Below are 18772 nucleotides of genomic sequence, written 5' to 3'. Positions count from 1 at the left end.
CAATGTCTGCCGTGCAATGTGAAGTGACCGCCAAAGTGGCCACCGGCGCGCCCATGAGTGTCTTCGAACGCTACCTGACGGTCTGGGTGTTTCTCTGCATCGTGGTCGGCATCGTCGCCGGCCAGGCGGCCCCGGGCCTATTCCAGGCCATCGGCCACATGGAAGTCGCCCAGGTGAACCTGCCCGTCGGGCTGCTCATCTGGGTGATGATCATCCCGATGCTGGTGAAGGTCGATTTCGGCGCCCTGCATGAGGTGAGGCAGCATGTCCGCGGAATCGGCGTCACCCTGTTCGTGAACTGGCTGGTGAAGCCGTTCTCCATGGCCTTCCTGGGCTGGCTCTTCGTGCGCAACCTGTTTGCGCCGATGCTGCCGGCCGAGCAGCTGGACAGCTACATCGCCGGCCTGATCCTTCTGGCGGCGGCGCCGTGCACCGCCATGGTGTTCGTCTGGAGCCGGCTATCCAACGGCGACCCGTTGTTCACCCTTTCCCAGGTGGCCATGAACGACACGATCATGGTGTTCGCCTTCGCCCCCATCGTCGGGTTCTTGCTGGGGATCTCGGCCATCACGGTGCCCTGGAGCACGCTGATCACCTCGGTCGTTCTCTACATCGTGATTCCGGTCGTCCTGGCCCAGCTCTGGCGCAAAGCGCTGCTGGCCAAGGGGCAGGCGGCGTTCGATGCCGCCATGGCCAGGATCGGCCCCTGGTCCATCGCGGCCCTGCTGGTCACCCTCGTGCTGCTCTTCGCCTTCCAGGGGGCGGCCATCCTCAAGCAGCCCCTGGTCATCGCCCTGTTGGCCGTGCCCATCCTCATCCAGGTCTTCTTCAACTCGGCCCTGGCCTATTGGCTGAACAAGGTGGTCGGCGAGAAGCACAACGTCGCCTGCCCCTCTGCCCTGATCGGCGCCTCCAACTTCTTCGAGCTGGCGGTGGCCGCGGCCATCAGCCTGTTCGGTTTCGAATCGGGAGCGGCCTTGGCAACGGTGGTTGGCGTCCTCATCGAGGTGCCGGTCATGCTGCTGGTGGTGAAGGTCGTGAATGGGTCCAAGGGCTGGTACGAAGCCCGTTGACCGGACAGGAGCCGGCCGCAACGGCTGCTTTTGAGTCGGGGCCCGGGTGCCGGCGGCCAAGCCAAGGGCGGTGACTGGAATCAGCGCAGCCCGGACAGGTGCCGGGTGTGTTCCGAGGCGGGGGACGGGCGTTGCCGCTGGCCCTGGCGGATTTCGTCGGCCTGGGCTTCGAGCCGTTCGCTGAGAAAGTCGAGGAACACCCGCACCCGGGCCGGCACGCGCCGGGAGGGCAGTAGGGCGTAGGCCGGCATCGGCGGCATGTTCCAGTCCGCCAGCACCGGCACCAGCTGGCCGCCGAGCAGGTCGTCCTGGACCAGGGGCAGGGGCAGCACGGCGATGCCCAGGCCCTCCAGGCACAGCCGCCGCACCATGCTGATGTTGTTCATGGTGCAGCGCCCGCCGATGCCCACGGTGACCCGCTCCCCCTCCCGGCACAGACTCCAGGTGGTTTCGGGGCGGACCATGGTGATGCGCAGGCATTCGTGCAGGGCCAGTTCCGCCGGATGGCCCGGGGTGCCGCGCTCGGCCAGGTAGGCCGGGCTGGCGTAAAGTGCCCGGCCCACGGCGGCGAGCTGGCGCACCACCAGGTTGGCGTCCGAGGGCAGCCCCATGCGGATCGCCACGTCGAAGTGCTCTTCCATGCCGTCGGTGCGGCGCGGCGACAGGTCCAGGTCGAACGTGATGTCCGGGTAGCGCTGGGCGAAGGCGGCGATGTAGGGGGCCATCCACAGCACGCCGAACTCCACCGGCATCGACACCCGCAATTGCCCCCGGGGCGAGTCGCGCAGGTCCTGGAGCTGGGCGTGGGCGGCGTGGGCCTCGTCCACCAGCTTGCTGGCCCGCTCGAAGTAGTCGCTGCCGGCCACGGTCAGGTCGATGCGCCGGGTGGTGCGGGTGAGAAGCTGGACGCCCACCTCCCGTTCCAGGGCGGTGATGCGCCGCGACAGGGTGGACTTGGGCAGACGCAGGGCTGCTGCCGCCGCGGTGAAGCTTCGCTGCCGCGCCACTTCGACGAACAGGGCCATGTCGCGCAGCAATTCGGTGTTGGGCGCGGGCAGGAAGGCCGGCGGGATGGGGGAGGGCATTGTTGCTCCAATGAAACAATGTATCCCATATTGGTGGCTTTATCGGCCCTAGTAAAGGGAGGATCATGGCCCCTCGCTTTTACCGGGGGCTGTCATGATCACCCTGCGCCACGCCCAGGAACGGGGCCACGCCAACCACGGCTGGCTCGATTCCTGGCACAGCTTTTCCTTTGCCGACTATTTCGACCCGGCCCACATGGGCTGGGGGCCCCTGCGCGTCATCAACGACGACACGGTGGCGCCCGGTGAGGGCTTCCCCACCCACGGGCACCGGGACATGGAGATCATCAGCTACGTCCTCGACGGCGCCCTGGAACACCGGGACAGCCTGGGCACCGGCTCGGTGATCCGCCCCGGCGAGGTGCAGCGCATGAGCGCCGGCCGGGGCATCCTGCATAGCGAATACAACCCGTCCCGTACCGAGCCGGCGCACTTTCTGCAAATCTGGATCGAACCCGCGGTGCGCGGCCTGGCGCCCGGCTACGAGCAGGTCGCCCTGCCGGCGCGTACCGGCCGGCTGGCCCTGGTGGCCTCGCCCCAAGGCGGCGCCGGGGCGGTGCGGGTGCATCAGGACGTGCGTGTCTATGCCGGACGCTTTGCCGCCGGCCAGGGCGAAACCCTGAACCTGCTGCCCGGGCGGCTTGCCTATGTGCATGTGGCCCGGGGGCGCCTGACCCTCAACGGCCTGGTCCTGGGGCCTGGCGACGGTGCCCGCATCGGCGCCGAGCCTGAACTGGAACTGGCCGCCCTGGAGGACGGGGCCGAAGTGCTGGTGTTCGACCTGCCTCCCGCCGACTGATCCGGCGCTGCGCGCCACCGTCCCGATCCACCGCTTTAACGTTTTCGCTTCTTCGGAGTGACCGACGCGATGAACCGATTCCTTTCCTCGCCCCGTCCGCGCCCCCTGGCGGCGGCCATGGCCCTGGGCCTGGCTGCGGCCCTGGGCGGCTGCGCCGTGGTGTCCCCGGGACAGCCGCCCCTGGCCTATTCCGCCGCCGGCGTGGCCCAGGCGTCCACCCAGCCCGCCCGTCCCTGGCCCCAGGCCGGCTGGTGGCGCGGCTACGGCGACCCCCAACTGGACCGCCTGATCGACGCCGCCCTGGCCGGCAACCCCTCCCTGGACGCCGCCCGGGCGCGGGTCGAGCAGGCCCGCCGCCAGGCCGACGCCCTGGCCGGCCGCGACAGCCTGCAAGTGGGCGCCCAGGTGTCCGCCGAGCGGATCAAGTATTCCGAGAACTATATTTTCCCGTCCTACCTGGCCCAGCATCCGCAGACCGATAGCCTGGCCGCCCTCGAACTCTCCTGGGACCTGGATTTGTGGGGGCGCAACCGGGAAGCGGTGGCCGCCCGCCTGGGCCAGGCCCGGGCCGCCGAGGCCGAGGCCCACCTGGCCGCCCTGGGGCTGTCGTCCCGGGTGGCGGCCGTCTATTTCGACCTGCTCGCCGCCTGGCAGGAGCTGCGCCTGGTGGAGGCGCGCCAGGCTCTGGTGGCCGACCTTTCCGCCGCCGCCGGGCGCCGCGTCGCCGCAGGCCTGTCGCCGGCCACCGAGCGCCTGCTGCGCGAAACCAGCCAGGAGCAGGAGGCGGCCCGCCGCGCCGCCCTGGCCACGCGCATCCAGACCGACCGGGCGGTGCTCGCCGAACTGTGCACCAGCGGCAAGCCCGAGGCGGCCGGCGCGCCCCCGGACCTTAATCTGGCGCCGCGCCCCCTGCCGGTGGCCGACCGGGCCGGCCTGCCCGCCGACCTTTCCGCCGAACTGCTGCTGCGCCGTCCCGACCTGGCGGCCATGGAAGCCCGCTGGGAAGCGGCGGTCCACGCCCGGGCCTCGGCCAAGGCGGACCGGCTGCCCCAGCTGTCCCTGTCCGGTCTGCTCGGTTTCCAGACCCTGACCTTCGACCAGTTGCTCAAGGGCTCCAGCGGCACCTACGGCCTGGGGCCGTTCCTGACCCTGCCGGTCATCGACGGCGGCACCCGGGCGGCCACCGTGGCCCTGCGCGACGCGGAAACCGACGAAGCCCTGGCCACCCTGCGCCAGGGGGCCGCCGCCGCCCTGCGCGAAGCGGTCAGCGCCGCCGCCAGCCTGGACGGCGAGAGCCGCCAGTCCCAGGCCCTGGCCGGCGCTGCGGTGCGCCAGGACGAAGTGGCCCGCCGCGCCGAGCGCCGCGTCGCCGCCGGCCTGGACCCGGCCCCGGCGGCCTGGGACGCCCGCTACCGGGCCCTCCAGGCCGAGCAGGAGCGCCTGGCCGCCGACACCCGCCGCCTGGCCGCCGACGTGGCCCTGGTGCGCGCCCTGGGCGGCGGCTACCGCCAGCCCGGCGAGGGCGCCCCGGCCGCGTCTTCCACTCCCTCCACCTCTTCCCCCCTTTCGTCGTCCGCCGACGGCGCAGAACGTCCGGCGGCACTTGTCTCCCCCAAGGACAACCATCATGGCTGAACACAACAACAACGGCTCCAACGGAAATTCCTCGGCACGCAAACGCGGCATCCGCCTGGTGGCGGGGGCTTTCCTGATCGGCGCCGTCGGCGTGGCGGTGTGGTACTTCACCGTCAGCCGCTACCGGGAAACCACCGACAACGCCTACGTGGCTGCCGATTCGGTCAACGTCGCCGCGCGCATCGCCGGCACCGTCCAGGCCGTGGCCGTGGGCGAGACCGACGGCGTGACGCCCGGCCAGTGGCTGGTGCGCCTCGACGACCGGGACGTGCGCGTCGCCCTGGCCCGGGCCAAGGCCGAATTGCTGGAAACCGTGCGCGACCTGGCCCAGACGAAGGAGCGCGAGAAGAGCCTGGCCGCCCAGGTGTCCGCCCGCAAGCTGGAGCTGGACGAGGCCCGCGACAACCTGGCCCGCCGTGCTCCCCTGGCCGCCGACCGCACCGTGTCCGCCGAGGAACTGGCCCACGCCAAGTCGGCGGTGCAGCTGGCCGAGGCCCGCACCCAGTCCGCCGAGCGCGAGCGCGACGCGGTGAGTGCCGCCCTGGGCGACGGCCCCCTGGCCAACCACCCCCGGGTGGAAGCGGCGGTGGCCCGCTACACCCAGGCGGCCCTGAACGCCTCCTACACCACGATCACCGCCCCGGTGGCCGGCGTGGTAGCCAAGAAGGCGGCGCAGCCCGGCCAGGTGGTGGCCCCCAACCAGCCCCTGCTGACCCTCACCCCCCTGGGCGGCGCCTGGGTCGAGGCGAACTTCAAGGAAAGCCAGCTGAAGAACGTGCGCATCGGCCAGCCGGTGACCCTGGAGGCGGACGTCTACGGCAGCAGCGTCGAGTACGAAGGCACCGTGGTTGGCATCGGCGCCGGCACCGGCGCGGCCTTCGCCCTGCTGCCGGCCCAGAACGCCACCGGCAACTGGATCAAGGTGACCCAGCGGGTGCCGGTGCGCATCGCCCTGAAGCCCGAGACCGTGGCCAAGTATCCGCTACGGGTCGGCCTGTCGATGAACGTGACGGTCAACACCAAGGACCGCAGCGGCCCCCTGCTGCCCACCGCCGCCCCGGCCCAGGCGCCCCAGCCGGCCGCCGGCGACGAGCAGGTGCTCAAGAACGCCGAGGACGAGGCCCGGGCCTGGGTGCGCAAGGAGCTGAAAGAGTCCGAGCGGGCCGATCGTTCGGCGGCCGGCGCGAAGGGCTGACATGGCCGCCGCCCATCACGACGACCGCCCGCCCCTGGAAGGCGGGGCGCGGGGGCTCATCACCTTTTCGCTGTCCCTGGCGGTGTTCATGCAGGTGCTGGACACCACCATCGCCAACGTGGCCGTGCCTACCCTGGCCGGCGACTTGGGGGTGAGCGCATCCCAGGGCACCTGGGTGATCACCTCCTTCGGCGTGGCCAACGCCATCGCCCTGCCGCTCACCGGCTGGCTGGCCCGCCGCTTCGGCGAAGTGCGCATGTTCACCGTGGCGACCCTGGCCTTCGTCGCCGCCTCGCTGTTGTGCGGCTTTTCCCAGAGCCTGGAATTCCTCATCTTCGCCCGGGTGCTCCAGGGGTTGGCCGCCGGGCCCATGTTCCCCCTGGCCCAGAGCCTCATGCTCGGCGCCTACCCGCCACACCAGCGCGGCATGGCCATGGCCATCTCGATGATGGTGGCGGTGGTCGGGCCGATCGCCGGGCCCCTGCTCGGCGGTTGGATCACCGACAGCTTCCACTGGTCGTGGATCTTCTTCATCAACGTGCCGGTGGGCATCCTGGCCGTGGCCCTGTCCTGGCCGGTGCTGAAGACCCGGGAGAGCCGCACCGCCCAGGTGCCCATCGACCGCATCGGCCTGGCCCTGCTGGTGATCGGCGTCGGCGCCCTGCAACTGATGCTCGACAAGGGCAACGAGCTGGACTGGTTCGAATCCCCCGAAGTGATCGCCCTGGGGGTGATCGCCGCCCTGGGCCTGGCGCTGCTGGTGGTGTGGGAGCTGACCGACGAGCACCCGGTGGTGGACCTGCGCCTGTTCGGCGAGCCCAACTTCGCCTTCGGGACCCTGGCCATCAGCCTCGGCTACATGACCTTCATGGGCGGGGTGGTGCTGTTCCCCCTGTGGTTGCAGACCACCCTGGGCTACACCGCCACCTGGGCCGGTATCGTTTCGGCGCCCATCGGCGTGCTGCCGGTGATCCTGGCGCCCCTGATCGGCAAGAACATGGCCCGCCTCAACCTGCGCTGGATGGTGACCCTGGCCTTCGCCGTGTTCGCCTTCACCTTCTGGTGGCAGAGCCACCTGACCCCGGGCGTCGATCCCTGGCACCTGGCCCAGCCGCGCTTCGTCCAGGGCATCGCCCTGGCCTGCTTCTTCGCCCCGCTGACCACCATCATCGTTTCCCGGGTGCCGCCCGGCCACATGGCTTCGGCCATGGGCCTGGCCACCTTCCTGCGGGTACTGGGGGGCAGCTTCGGCACCTCGCTGACGGTGGCCTACTGGGACCATAAGACGGCGGTGCACCACTCGGAGCTGGCGGAGCGCATGACCATCGTCAACGATCCCTTCAACAGCGCCCTGGCCGGGTTGCAGAACTTGGGCATGAGTGCCGCCCAGGCCCTGGGCACGGTGGAGCGCCTGCTCAACCAGCAGGCGGTGACCAAGGCCACCCTGGACGCCTTCACCCTGGCGGCGATGATGTTCGTCGGCCTGTCGGTGCTGGTGTGGCTGACCAAGCCGGTGAAGGCTGCCGCGGCGCCTCCGCCGATGGAGTAAAAGCGTAATTTTCATCGCTCTTCGATGACGCCCCGGCCCGCATGGAGATTGATCCTCCGGCGGGCCGGCCGCGTTATTGGGCTCGTTATTTCGCTGGATGTCTGCTAAGTTGCGATTAGGACAAAAAGTCACGGATTGCGACATTTTGTCCGAGACAGTTTGTCCCGTAGGGCCTATGACCCCGGCAACTGGTTGATTTGGCAGTCCGTTTGGCCGGGTTCGGGCAGCGGCACGTTTGTTGCAGTTACAAGGCTGTATCACGCGTTGTTAACGACCCAAAAGGAGGGGAAATGCAACTCTCAAGGCGCCAGTTCTTCAAGGTCTGCGCCGCGGGTGTGAGCGGATCCTCCATGGCCGTGCTGGGCTTCTCGCCCACCGCCGCCATGGCCGAGACCCGCCACTTCAAACTCGCCCGGACCACGGAGGTCCGCAACACCTGTCCGTACTGCTCGGTGGGTTGCGGGATCATCTTGTACAGCCTGGGGGATCGGGCCAAAAACGCCCATTCCGAGCTGATCCACATCGAAGGCGACCCGGACCATCCGGTCAACCGCGGCACCCTGTGCCCGAAGGGCGCCGGCCTGCTCGACTTCGTCAAGAGCAAGAACCGCCTGAAGTTTCCCGAGGTGCGCGAAGCCGGTTCCGACCAGTGGAAGCGCATTTCCTGGGATGAAGCGTTCACCCGCATCGCCAAGCTGATGAAGGCCGACCGGGACGCCAACTTCGTCGCCAAGACCGCCGACGGACTGACCGTCAACCGCTGGCTGACCACCGGTTTCCTCGCCGCTTCCGCTTCCAGCAACGAATCCGGCTACCTGACCCACAAAGTGGTCCGTAGCCTGGGGATGCTTTCGTTCGACAACCAGGCTCGCGTTTGACACGGCCCCACGGTGGCAAGTCTTGCCCCGACGTTCGGCCGCGGCGCGATGACCAATCATTGGACGGACATCAAGAACGCTGACGTTGTGCTCATCATGGGCGGCAACGCTGCCGAGGCGCACCCCTGCGGTTTCAAGTGGGTGGTGGAAGCCAAGCAGCACAACAAAGCCAAGCTGATCGTGGTGGACCCGCGCTTCAACCGCTCGGCCTCCCAAGCGGATTTCTACGCCCCCATCCGCACCGGCACCGACATCGCCTTCCTGGGCGGCGTCATCAACTACCTCATCGCCAACGACAAGATTCACCACGAGTACGTCAAGTCGTATACCGACATGACCTTCATCGTGCGTGAGGACTATGCCTTCGAGAACGGCTTCTTCTCCGGCTACGACGAGGCCAAGCGCAAGTACGACAAGAGTACCTGGGAATACGAGATCGGCAAGGACGGCTACGTCGTCACCGACCCGACCCTCCAGCACCCCCGTTGCGTCTTCAACCTGATGAAGGCCCACTTCTCCCGCTACACGCCGGAACTGGTGGAAAAGATCTGCGGCACCCCCAAGGACAAGTTCCTCACGGTGTGCGAGATGATCGGCTCCGCCGCCGCGCCGAACCGGGTGATGACCATCATGTACGCCCTGGGCTGGACCCAGCACTCCACCGGCTCGCAAATGATCCGGACCGGCGCCATGGTGCAACTGCTGCTGGGCAACATCGGCAAGGCGGGCGGCGGCATGAACGCCCTGCGCGGCCACTCCAACATCCAGGGCCTGACCGACCTGGGGCTGCTCTCCAACCTGCTGCCGGGCTACATGACCCTGCCGGGCGAGAAGGAGCAGGACTTCCAGGCCTACCTGGCGTCCCGCACCCAGAAGCCGATGCGGCCGGGGCAGATGAGCTACTGGCAGAACTTCCCCAAGTTCCTCGTCAGCAACCTCAAGGCCTGGTACGGCAACGCCGCGACGAAGGACAACAACTTCGCCTACGACTACCTGCCCAAGCTGGATAAGACCTACGACGTGCTGCAGGTCATGGAGCTGATGCACCAGGGCAAGATGACCGGCTACGTCGCCCAGGGCTTCAACCCGCTGGCCTCGTTCCCCAACAAGGCCAAGGTGGGCGCCGCCCTGTCCAAGCTGAAGTTCCTGGTGATCATCGACCCGCTGGCCACCGACACCTCCGAGTTCTGGAAGAACTACGGCGAGTTCAACAACGTGAACCCGGCCGAGATCCAGACCGAGGTGTTCCGCCTGCCCTCCACCTGCTTCGCCGAGGAGGACGGTTCCATCACCAACTCCGGCCGCTGGCTCCAGTGGCACTGGAAGGGCGCCGAGCCCCCGGGTGATGCGCGCACCGACCAGGAGATCATGGCCGGCCTGTTCCTCAAGCTGAAGGAGATGTACAAGAAGGATGGCGGGGCCTTCCCCGACCCGATCCTCAACCTCACCTGGGGCTACAAGATTCCGGATTCGCCCAGCCCCGAGGAAATCGCCAAGGAGTACAACGGCAAGGCCCTCGTCGACCTGCTCGACCCCAAGGACCCGTCCAAGGTGGTCAAGAAGGGCGGCGAGCTGCTGGACGGCTTCGCCCAGTTGCGCGACGACGGTTCCACCGCCTGCGGTTGCTGGATCTTCTCCGGCGCCTGGACGGAAAAGGGCAACATGATGGCCCGCCGCGACAACTCCGACCCGTGGGGCAACGGCCAGACCCTCAACTGGTCCTTCGCCTGGCCGGCCAACCGGCGCATCATTTACAACCGCGCCTCCGCCGACCCCTCCGGCAAGCCCTTCGATCCGAAGCGCAAGCAGATCTGGTGGGACGGCACCAAGTGGACCGGTTCCGACGTGCCCGACTTCAAGGTCGACTCGGCCCCCGAGGACGGCATGGGGCCCTTCATCATGAACCCGGAGGGCGTGGCCCGCTTCTTCGCCCGGGGCGGCATGAACGAAGGCCCGTTCCCCGAGCACTACGAGCCGTTCGAGTCGCCCCTCGAGGTGAACCTGATGCACCCGAACAACCCCAAGGCCCGCAACAACCCGGCCGCCCGGGTGTTCAAGGGCGACATGGAAGCGTTCGGCAAGGCCAAGGAGTTCCCCTACCCGGCGACCACCTACCGTCTCACCGAGCACTTCCACTACTGGACCAAGCAGGTGGAGTCCAACGCCGTGATCCAGCCGGAACAGTTCGTCGAGATCGGCGAGGGCCTGGCCAAGGAGAAGGGCATCGTGGCCGGCGACCGCGTCAAGGTCAGCTCCAACCGCGGCTACATCAAGGCCGTGGCGGTGGTGACCAAGCGCATCATGCCGATCACGGTGGACGGCAAGGTCGTGCATCAGGTGGGCATTCCCATCCACTGGGGCTTCAAGGGGGTAGCCAAGAACGGCTACATCGCCAACACCCTGACCCCGTTCGTGGGCGACGCCAACAGCCAGACGCCGGAATTCAAGTCGTTCCTGGTGAACGTCGAGAAGATCTGAGGAGACCGCCATGCCTTTGCAATCTCTAGACATCGCGGCCCGCTCGGCGACCACCACGCCGCCGCCCGGCATCCGCAAGACCCTGGAAGTCGCCAAGCTGATCGACGTCACCAAGTGCATCGGCTGCAAGGCCTGCCAGGTGGCGTGCATGCAGTGGAACGACGTCCGCGACGAAGTGGGTGAGAACCACGGCACCTACGACAACCCCCGCGACCTCACCGCCAACTCGTGGACGGTGATGCGCTACAGCGAGGTCGAGTCCCAGGAACGGGGCCTCGAGTGGCTGATCCGCAAGGACGGCTGCATGCACTGCGAGGACCCCGGCTGCCTGAAGGCCTGCCCGTCGCCCGGCGCCATCATCAAGTACGCCAACGGCATCGTCGATATGCAGCAGGAAAACTGCATCGGCTGCGGCTACTGCATCACCGGCTGCCCGTTCAACGTGCCCCGCATCTCCGAGAAGGACCACAAGGCGTACAAGTGCACCCTGTGTTCCGACCGGGTGGCGGTGGGCCTGGAGCCGGCCTGCGTCAAGGTCTGTCCCACCGGCTGCATTTCCTTCGGGTCCAAGGAGGACATGAAGGACATCGCCGAGGAGCGGGTGGTCGAGCTCAAGGAACGGGGATACGGCAACGCCGGCCTGTACGACCCGCAAGGGGTGGGGGGCACCCACGTCATGTACGTGCTGCACCACGCCGACAAGCCGGGCCTGTACCACGACCTGCCGACCGATCCGGCCATCAGCCCGATGGTCTCCCTGTGGAAGGGGGTCACCAAGCCCCTGGCCACCCTGGGTCTGGCCGCCGTGGCGATCGGCAGCCTCTTCCACTACGTCACCAAGGGGCCCAACGAGGTATCCAAGGAAACGGAGAAGGAAGTCGAGAAGGAACTGGAAGAGGAGGGTAAGCAATGAAGCGCGATCCCAACGACCTGCAGCGTTACACCGCCTCCGAGCGAGCCAACCACTGGGTGGTGGGGATCAGCTTCATCCTGATCGCCCTGTCCGGTCTGGCGTTGTTCCACCCGGCCTTCTGGCCGCTCTCCATGCTGTTCGGCGGCGGCGTGTGGACCCGCATCCTGCACCCCTTCCTCGGGGTGCTGATGGCGGTGTCCTTCGCCGCCATGGCGGTGCGCTTCTGGAAGCTCAACGTCATGACCCCGACCGACTGGGAGTGGCTCAAGCGGGCCAAGGAGATGGTCAACGGCGACGACCACAACATGCCCATCATGGGCAAGTACAACGGCGGCCAGAAGATGCTGTTCTGGGCGCTGGTGGTCTGCATGGCGCTGTTGTTCGTCTCTGGCATCCTCATCTGGCGCGCCTACTTCTCCGGGTTCTTCCCGGTGGGCGTGGTGCGCCTGGGGGCCGTGGTGCACGCGGCGGTGGCGGCGGTGATGATCGCCCTCATCTTCGTCCACGTGTATGCCGCCATCTGGGTCAAGGGCACCATCCGCGCCATGTGGTACGGTACGGTGACCCGGCCCTGGGCCAAGCAGCACCACCGCGCCTGGTACAAGGAAATGACCGGCAAGTAAGCCGCCGGCCCGCGCCGGATCGCCTCCGGCGCGGTGTTTCTGCCCATGCCCGGGCCCGTTTTGTGCGGGCCTCGTCCGCGGCGCGGAATCGTCCGATTCCGCGCCGCGGCTTTTACGACGACAATTAGACTTCCATCGCCTTCCCGAGCGACGCCCCGACTGCCGCCATGACTGCCACCACCATCCCCATCAAGTCCGTTCTTTCGGCCGAAGAAATCGCCGCCCAGCGCGCCCCGGCCCCCGACACCCTGCGCCTGCCTCCGGCCGACCTGTTCGCCACCCGGGCGGCACGCCTCACTTCCCTGGCCCGGGGCCACGCCATGGGCGAGTACCTCAACTTCTGCGCCCGGCTGATCGCGGTGCAGGACCGGGCCCTGGCTGCCCTCAAGCCCGCCGCCCGGCCCGATGCCGCCCTCGCCGAACGCTGCCGCAGCCACGGCATGCCGCTCCTCGACGCCCAGGGCGGCGACCTGGACGCCTCGGCCTTTGGCGCCTTCGGCCAGGCCCTGGCCCTCATTCTCGAAGAAGCCCAGACATTCGCCCCGGCTCCGGCCCGGGACATCATCGCCCGCCTCAAAGGCCTGGGCGCCGATGCGCTGGCCAAGGAGGCGCGCCTCATCCTCAAGGCCGAGCCGGGCTTCGACACCGGCTATGCCCCCTTCATCGGCGCCGCCCTGCAAGTGGACTGGACCCGCCGCGCCCGTGCCCTGGAGGCCGGCGACGTGTTCGTGCGCGAGGAAGGCAGCCTGTGCCCGGTGTGCGGCAGCCATCCGGTGTCGTCCATCGTGCGCATCGGCGAAGGCGGCCACGGCGTGCGCTACGCCGTGTGCGGCCTGTGCGCCAGCGAATGGCACGTCACCCGCATCAAATGCGTGCCCTGCCAGAGCACCAAGGGCATCGCCTACTCGGCCCTGGACGGGGAGGGGGCCGACCGCTTCAAGGCCGTCCAGGTGGAAACCTGCGACGAGTGCAAATCGGCCCTGAAACTGGTGTCCCTGGAAAAGGACCCCAACGCCGAGCCCTTCGCCGACGACCTGGCCACCCTCATGCTCGACATGCTGGTGGACGACGCCGGTTACCAGCGCGCCGGGCGCAACCTGTTCTACTTCGCCCCCTGATCTTTCGACCCTTTCGATAAGGATTCCCCCATGACGTCCATGGTCCATGGCCGTGGGGAAGGGCAGCCGGCGGCGGGCAACGTCAATACCGCCGCCGTCGCCGCCACCCTCCGCACTCTGCCTTCCACCGACCAGTTGCTGGCCGCCGCCGGCGATCTCCTCGAGGCCCACGGCCGCCAGGAAACCACCGCCGCCCTGCGCGCCGCCCTGGAATCCGCCCGGGAGCGCATCCGCGCCGGCGCCGCAGCGGCCGTCACCTCCGCCGAACTGCTCGCCGAAGCCCGGGGCCGCCTGGCCGCCCGGGCCACGCCTCACCTGCGCCCGGTGTTCAACCTCACCGGCACGGTGCTGCACACCAACCTGGGCCGGGCCCTCTTTCCCGAGTCGGCCATCGCCGCCCTGACCGAGGCCCTGATCCACCCCGCCGCCCTGGAATATGACCTGGCCAGCGGCGGCCGCGGCGACCGCGACGACCTGGTCAATCCGCTCATCCAGGAACTCACCGGCGCCGAGGCGGTGACGGTGGTCAACAACAACGCCGCCGCCGTGCTGCTGCTGCTCAACACCCTGGCCAAGGGCAAGGAAGTGATCGTCTCCCGGGGCGAGCTGGTGGAGATCGGCGGCGCCTTCCGCGTGCCGGACATCATGAAGCGGGCCGGCGCCAAGCTGGTCGAGGTGGGCACCACCAACCGCACCCACCTGGCCGACTACGAGGCGGCGATCACCCCGCGCACCGGCCTGATCATGAAGATCCACACCAGCAATTACGCCGTGGTGGGCTTCACCAAGAGCGTCGGCACCGCGGAACTGGCCGCCCTGGCCCACCGCCACGGCCTGCCCTTCGCCGAGGACCTGGGCAGCGGCGCCCTGACCGACATGACCCGCCTGGGCCTGCCCAAGGAACCCCTGCCCCAGGAAGCCCTGGCCGACGGCGCCGATCTGGTCACCTTCTCCGGCGACAAGCTGTTGGGCGGCCCCCAGGCCGGCCTGATCGTCGGCCGCCGCGACCTGGTGGGCAGAATCAAGAAGAACCCCCTCAAGCGCTGCCTGCGCGTCGGCAAGCTGACCCTGGCGGCCCTAGAATCGGTGCTGCGCCTGTACCGGGACCCGGATCGGCTCACGAACACCCTGCCCACCCTGCGCCTGCTCGCCCGCTCCGCCGCCGACATCCGCGCCCAGGCCGAACGCCTCCGCGACGCCCTGGCCCCTGCCCTGGAAGGCGCGTGGATGCTCGATCTACGCGATACCGCCTCCCAGATCGGCTCCGGTTCCCTGCCGGTGGAGCGCCTACCGTCCACCGCCCTGGTGATCGCCCCGACCGAGAGGAAGGGCGCCGGCGGCCGCTTGAAGCGCTTCGAAGCAGCCCTGCGCGGCCTGCCCCAGCCGGTGGTCGGCCGGCTCCAGGATGACGCCCTGTGGCTCGACCTGCGCTGCCTGCGCCCGGAGGACGAGGCCCGTTTCGTTGCCCAGTTCGTCGCTCAATTCGTCTCAGGAAAGTAACCCGCCATGCTGATCGGCACCGCCGGCCACATCGACCACGGCAAGACCACCCTGATCCGCGCCCTGACCGGCGTCGACACCGACCGGCTGCCCGAGGAAAAACGCCGCGGCATCTCCATCCAGCTCGGCTACGCCTACCTGCCGGATGGGGCGGCGGGGGAGGGGGGGGCCGGGGATGCTGCCGACTTCGGCTTCATCGACGTGCCGGGCCACGAGAAATTCATCCCCACCATGCTCGCCGGCGCCGCCGGCATCGACCTGGCCCTGCTGGTGGTGGCCGCCGACGACGGGGTGATGCCCCAGACCCGGGAGCACCTGGCCATCCTCACCCTGCTCGGCATCGCCCGGGGCTGTGTCGCCATCACCAAGTGCGACCGGGTGGACGCTGCCCGCATCGCCCAGGTGGAGCGGGAGGTGGCCGCCCTGCTGGCAGGCACGCCCCTGGCCGGTTCGCCCTGCTTCCCGGTGGCCGCCGCCAACGGCCCGGCCGACCCGGGCGTGGTGGCCCTCAAGGCCTGGCTGCTGGCCCAGGGCGGCGATGCCGGCACGGCTCGGGACAAGGTGGATGGCCGGGGCTTCCGCCTCGCCATCGACCGCAGCTTCGCCCTGGCCGGCGCCGGCACCGTGGTCACCGGCACCGCCTTCGCCGGCCGGGTGCGGGGCGGCGACAAGCTCACCGTGTTCGCCCCGGAGCGGGGACTGGCGGCAACGGTGCGGGTACGCAGCCTGCACGCCAACAACCGGCCAGCCGAGTCCGGCCACGCCGGCCAGCGCCTGGCCCTGGCCCTGGTGGGCATCGACCACGGCGCCGTGGAACGGGGCGACTGGCTGGTGGCGGACTTCCTCGCCCGCCCCGCCGAGCGCACCCGGGTGGACGTGCGCCTTGCCTTGCTCGCCGATACGCCCCGTCCCCTGTGCCACTGGACTGCCGTGCACGTGCATCACGGCGCCGCCCACGGCACCGCCCGGGTGGCCCTGCTCAACGAGGCCGGCACCCTGGCCCCGGGCGAATCCACCTACGCCCAGCTGGTGCTCGACCATCCCCTGGCGGTGTGCCATGGCGACCGGCTGGTGCTGCGCGACGGCGCCGCCCAGCACACCCTGGGCGGGGCGGTGGCCCTGGACCCCTTCGGTCCGGCGCGGCGACGCAAGAGCCCGGAGCGGCTGGCGGTGCTGGCCGCCCTGGAAATCCCCGACCCCGAGCAGTGCCTCCAGGCCCTGATCGAGGCCGCCCCCTGGGGCGTGGAACTGGCCGAACTGGCCGCCGCCCACAACCTGGCCCCGGAGGGCCTGGCCCTGCCGGCCGGGACGGTACTTTCGCCCCGGGCCGGCCGGGCCTTCGCCGCCCTGCGCTGGCAGGCGTTGCAGGAAGTGGTGGTGGCCCGCCTGGGGGCGCACCACGAGGCCTTCGCCGACGAAGTGGGGGTGGAACGGGAGCGCCTGCGCCGCATGGCCCTGCCGCAACTGGCGTCGGCGGCCTTCCTCGACCTGCTGGAAACCCTGCGCGGCGCCGGCCGCGTCGTCCTCTCCGGCGCCGCCTGGCACCTGCCGGAGCACACGGTGGAACTGGACGCCCGGGAGCGCCAGCAGGCTGACAAGCTGCTGCCCTGGCTGCTCGACGAATCCTTCGACCCACCCTGGGTGCGCGACATCGCCGCCCGGCTGGGGGCGCCGGAACCCGAGGCGCGCCGCTTGATGAAAAAGCTGGCGGCCCGGGGCGAGGTGTTCCAGGTGGTCAAGGACCTGTTCTATGCTCCCGAGGCCCTGCGCCGGTTGGTGGCCATCGCCGAATCCCTGGCGGCGGGGGAGGGCGGATCGATCAAGGCCGCCGCCTTCCGCGATGCCACCGGGCTGGGGCGCAAGCGGGCCATCCAGATTCTCGAATTCTTCGACCGGGTCGGCTACACCCGCCGCATCGGCACCGGCGCGGCCCAGTCCCACGGGCTTCGGGGCGAGCCGCCGGTCAGGTAGAATGCGGCCTCCCGCTGCCCGGTGGTAGCGGAGGCGGGCGCGCCGACGGCGTGCCATCCGCTTCGGCGGTGTCACGGTGTGGCGGCAAGGCAGTGTGCGCCATGGCGACAATGCGGAAGGGCGGCGTTCCCCGGTGGGGCGGCCGGTCTTCAAAACCGGATGGGGCCGTCAGCCGGTCCCAGGTGGGTTCGACTCCCATTCCCTTCCGCCACTTCCTCCAACGCCGTGAATTGGGTCACAAGGGCGCGGTGCCGTGGCACCATCGGCCCGCCGCCGGGTCTATCCTGGCAACCGGGGCACCGACCCGGACGCCGAAAGGAGGACGCGATGGAAACCTCGACGCGCGAACCGCGCACCACCCCCGTGCCAGCATCTGCCCTGAGCCTTCACGACGCCGCCCTGGCCATGGCCGGTACCGGCCTGTCCGCCCACGACGCCGCCCGGGCCCTGGCCCAGGCCATCGAGCACGGCGAGCTGCACGCCAACGTCAAGCGCTGGGCCTCGGAACAGTGGGAAGGCCACCAGCTGCCGGGCAATATCAACCCCCAGGAAACCTTCATCGAACGGTGCGACCTGGAGGCTTGGTTGGCCGCCCGGCCGCGGGCGCCCGATGCCTGATGCCGGGTGAGGCGGGGCCGCCGGATTGACGCGGCAGGGCCAATTGCCTAGCCTGCCGTCCGCCCTGCCAGCTTTCGCCAGACACTTTCGCCCCTCCGCCATGCGCCTGCCCCTCGAACGGATCATCTTCGCTGCCTTCGTGATCGGCTTCGCGGTGTTCGCCACCTCGGCCTGGTTTGCGGTGAAGGACGGGCGCGCCTATCTGGAGAGCGAGCAGCGCATCCTGCGCATCAACGAGACCCTGCTCGCCCTGGAGCAGATGCTGGGCAACCTGCGCGACGCCGAGACCGGTCAGCGCGGCTACCTGCTCACCGGCGAGGCCGGCTACCTGGAGCCTTATTTCCGCACCGTGCGCCACCAGGAGGAACTGGCCACCTACCTGCGCGACCGCCTGGACGACGATCCCCAGTGGCTGCCGCTCCTCGACGAGATGGACAGCCTGCGCCGGGAAAAGATGACCGAGCTGGCCTTCACCATCCATCTGCGCAACACCAAGGGGCTGGAGGTGGCGATGCGGGTGGTGGACAGCCACCAGGGCAAGGAACTGATGGACCGGCTGCGGGTGGTGATCGGCCTGCCCTACCACACCAAGCGGGACGAGTTGCGCCAGGAAATCGCCGACAGCAAGGAGCGGGCGAGCCAGTCCCGCTTCAGCCTGATGCTGTTCGGCGGCATGACCCTGCTCGGCCTGATCGGCACCTACTGGGCCGTTTCCCAGGAAATCCGCAGCAAGCGCGCCCTGGGGGACCGCCTGGCCCACGAGGCCACCCACGACGCCCTCACCGGCCTGCCCAACCGCCGCTACTTCATGGACTGGCTGGTGCGCCTGGGGGCCCAGTCGGGGCGCCGCGGCCGGCCCCTGGCCCTGCTGTTCATCGACCTGGACGGCTTCAAGGCGGTCAACGACCGGTTCGGCCACGAGGCCGGCGACGCCATGCTCAAGGAGGTGGCGCTCCGCTTCCGCCGCCTGGTGCGGGAGAGCGACGTGTTGGCCCGCCTGGCCGGGGACGAGTTCGCCGTGCTGATGCCCGAGGTGGCTTCGGCCCAGGATGCCGCCCGCCTGGCCCAGCGGCTGATCGACAGCCTCGGCATGTCCGTCCAGCGGCCCCTGCTGGCGGACTGTCCGGACGCCCGGGTCGGGGCCAGCATCGGCATCGCCATGGCGGTGGGCGGCGATCCGGACCAGCTGGTCGCCGAAGCCGACGAAGCCATGTACGCGGCCAAGGCCGCCGGCAAGAACTGCTACCGCCAGGCCCCGCCCCGGGCGGAGCGCTGATTTCCCCGGGGGCGGTTCCCCGGCACAATGGCTCCCGGCCTCATCTTCCGGCGTTCGCGCC

The 18772-nt window shown here is 69.4% G+C and carries 14 protein-coding genes and 1 tRNA gene; 14 read left to right on the top strand and 1 reads right to left on the bottom strand.

Annotated features, from left to right (window positions below; genetic code table 11):
• The first annotated feature begins 2 nt into the window (after window positions 1-2).
• Window positions 3-1073 carry an ACR3 family arsenite efflux transporter gene (arsB, locus tag LWW89_RS13875; RefSeq protein ID WP_293265158.1) on the top strand — a complete coding sequence of 357 codons (1071 nt, stop codon included), beginning with the start codon at window positions 3-5 and terminating at the stop codon, window positions 1071-1073.
• 80 nt (window positions 1074-1153) lie between these two features.
• Here the strand turns inward: arsB and LWW89_RS13870 are convergent, their stop codons facing one another.
• A complete protein-coding gene (locus LWW89_RS13870) occupies window positions 1154-2158 on the bottom strand; it encodes a LysR family transcriptional regulator (RefSeq protein WP_293265157.1) in 1005 nt (334 codons plus the stop codon).
• Between the two features lie 94 nt (window positions 2159-2252).
• Between LWW89_RS13870 and LWW89_RS13865 the strand changes: the two genes are divergently transcribed.
• The 13 genes from LWW89_RS13865 (at window position 2253) to LWW89_RS13805 (ending at window position 18711) form a co-directional block, all read left to right on the top strand.
• Window positions 2253-2957, top strand: a complete 705-nt coding sequence (locus tag LWW89_RS13865; protein WP_293265156.1) for a pirin family protein — start codon at window positions 2253-2255, stop codon at window positions 2955-2957.
• A 69-nt stretch (window positions 2958-3026) separates the two neighbouring features.
• Complete coding sequence (locus LWW89_RS13860) at window positions 3027-4592, top strand: efflux transporter outer membrane subunit (protein WP_293265154.1); 1566 nt, start codon at window positions 3027-3029, stop codon at window positions 4590-4592.
• Complete coding sequence (locus tag LWW89_RS13855; RefSeq protein WP_293265152.1) at window positions 4585-5787, top strand: HlyD family efflux transporter periplasmic adaptor subunit; 1203 nt, start codon at window positions 4585-4587, stop codon at window positions 5785-5787. The genes LWW89_RS13860 and LWW89_RS13855 overlap by 8 nt, the downstream gene beginning before the upstream one ends.
• Before the next feature lies 1 nt (window position 5788).
• A complete protein-coding gene (locus tag LWW89_RS13850; protein WP_293265150.1) occupies window positions 5789-7336 on the top strand; it encodes a DHA2 family efflux MFS transporter permease subunit in 1548 nt (515 codons plus the stop codon).
• A 290-nt stretch (window positions 7337-7626) separates the two neighbouring features.
• Window positions 7627-10692, top strand: a complete 3066-nt coding sequence (fdnG, locus tag LWW89_RS13845) for a formate dehydrogenase-N subunit alpha (protein ID WP_293265148.1) — start codon at window positions 7627-7629, stop codon at window positions 10690-10692.
• Window positions 10693-10702: 10 nt separating this feature from the next.
• Entirely contained in the window at window positions 10703-11605 is a 903-nt protein-coding gene (gene fdxH, locus LWW89_RS13840) for a formate dehydrogenase subunit beta (protein ID WP_293265146.1), read from the top strand.
• Window positions 11602-12228, top strand: a complete 627-nt coding sequence (locus tag LWW89_RS13835) for a formate dehydrogenase subunit gamma (protein ID WP_293265144.1) — start codon at window positions 11602-11604, stop codon at window positions 12226-12228. Before fdxH ends, LWW89_RS13835 begins: the two co-directional genes overlap by 4 nt.
• Window positions 12229-12395: 167 nt before the next feature.
• On the top strand, window positions 12396-13346 hold the full coding sequence (gene fdhE, locus LWW89_RS13830) for a formate dehydrogenase accessory protein FdhE (RefSeq protein ID WP_293265142.1): 951 nt from the start codon (window positions 12396-12398) through the stop codon (window positions 13344-13346).
• Window positions 13347-13376: 30 nt separating this feature from the next.
• Entirely contained in the window at window positions 13377-14846 is a 1470-nt protein-coding gene (gene selA, locus LWW89_RS13825; RefSeq protein WP_293265140.1) for an L-seryl-tRNA(Sec) selenium transferase, read from the top strand.
• A 6-nt stretch (window positions 14847-14852) separates the two neighbouring features.
• Window positions 14853-16817 carry a selenocysteine-specific translation elongation factor gene (gene selB, locus LWW89_RS13820; RefSeq protein WP_293265138.1) on the top strand — a complete coding sequence of 655 codons (1965 nt, stop codon included), beginning with the start codon at window positions 14853-14855 and terminating at the stop codon, window positions 16815-16817.
• 114 nt (window positions 16818-16931) lie between these two features.
• Window positions 16932-17028 (top strand) — tRNA-Sec (locus LWW89_RS13815).
• Window positions 17029-17144: 116 nt separating this feature from the next.
• The gene (locus LWW89_RS13810) at window positions 17145-17435 is read left to right on the top strand and encodes a hypothetical protein (RefSeq protein ID WP_293265136.1); all 291 of its coding nucleotides are present in this window, start codon (window positions 17145-17147) and stop codon (window positions 17433-17435) included.
• Window positions 17436-17535: 100 nt separating this feature from the next.
• Complete coding sequence (locus tag LWW89_RS13805) at window positions 17536-18711, top strand: diguanylate cyclase (protein WP_293265134.1); 1176 nt, start codon at window positions 17536-17538, stop codon at window positions 18709-18711.
• Window positions 18712-18772: the final 61 nt, after the last annotated feature.

Origin of the sequence: Oryzomicrobium sp. (assembly GCF_021287045.1) — a bacterium.
Lineage (GTDB): Bacteria > Pseudomonadota > Gammaproteobacteria > Burkholderiales > Rhodocyclaceae > Oryzomicrobium.
This window is presented reverse-complemented; position numbering and strand designations above follow the sequence as displayed.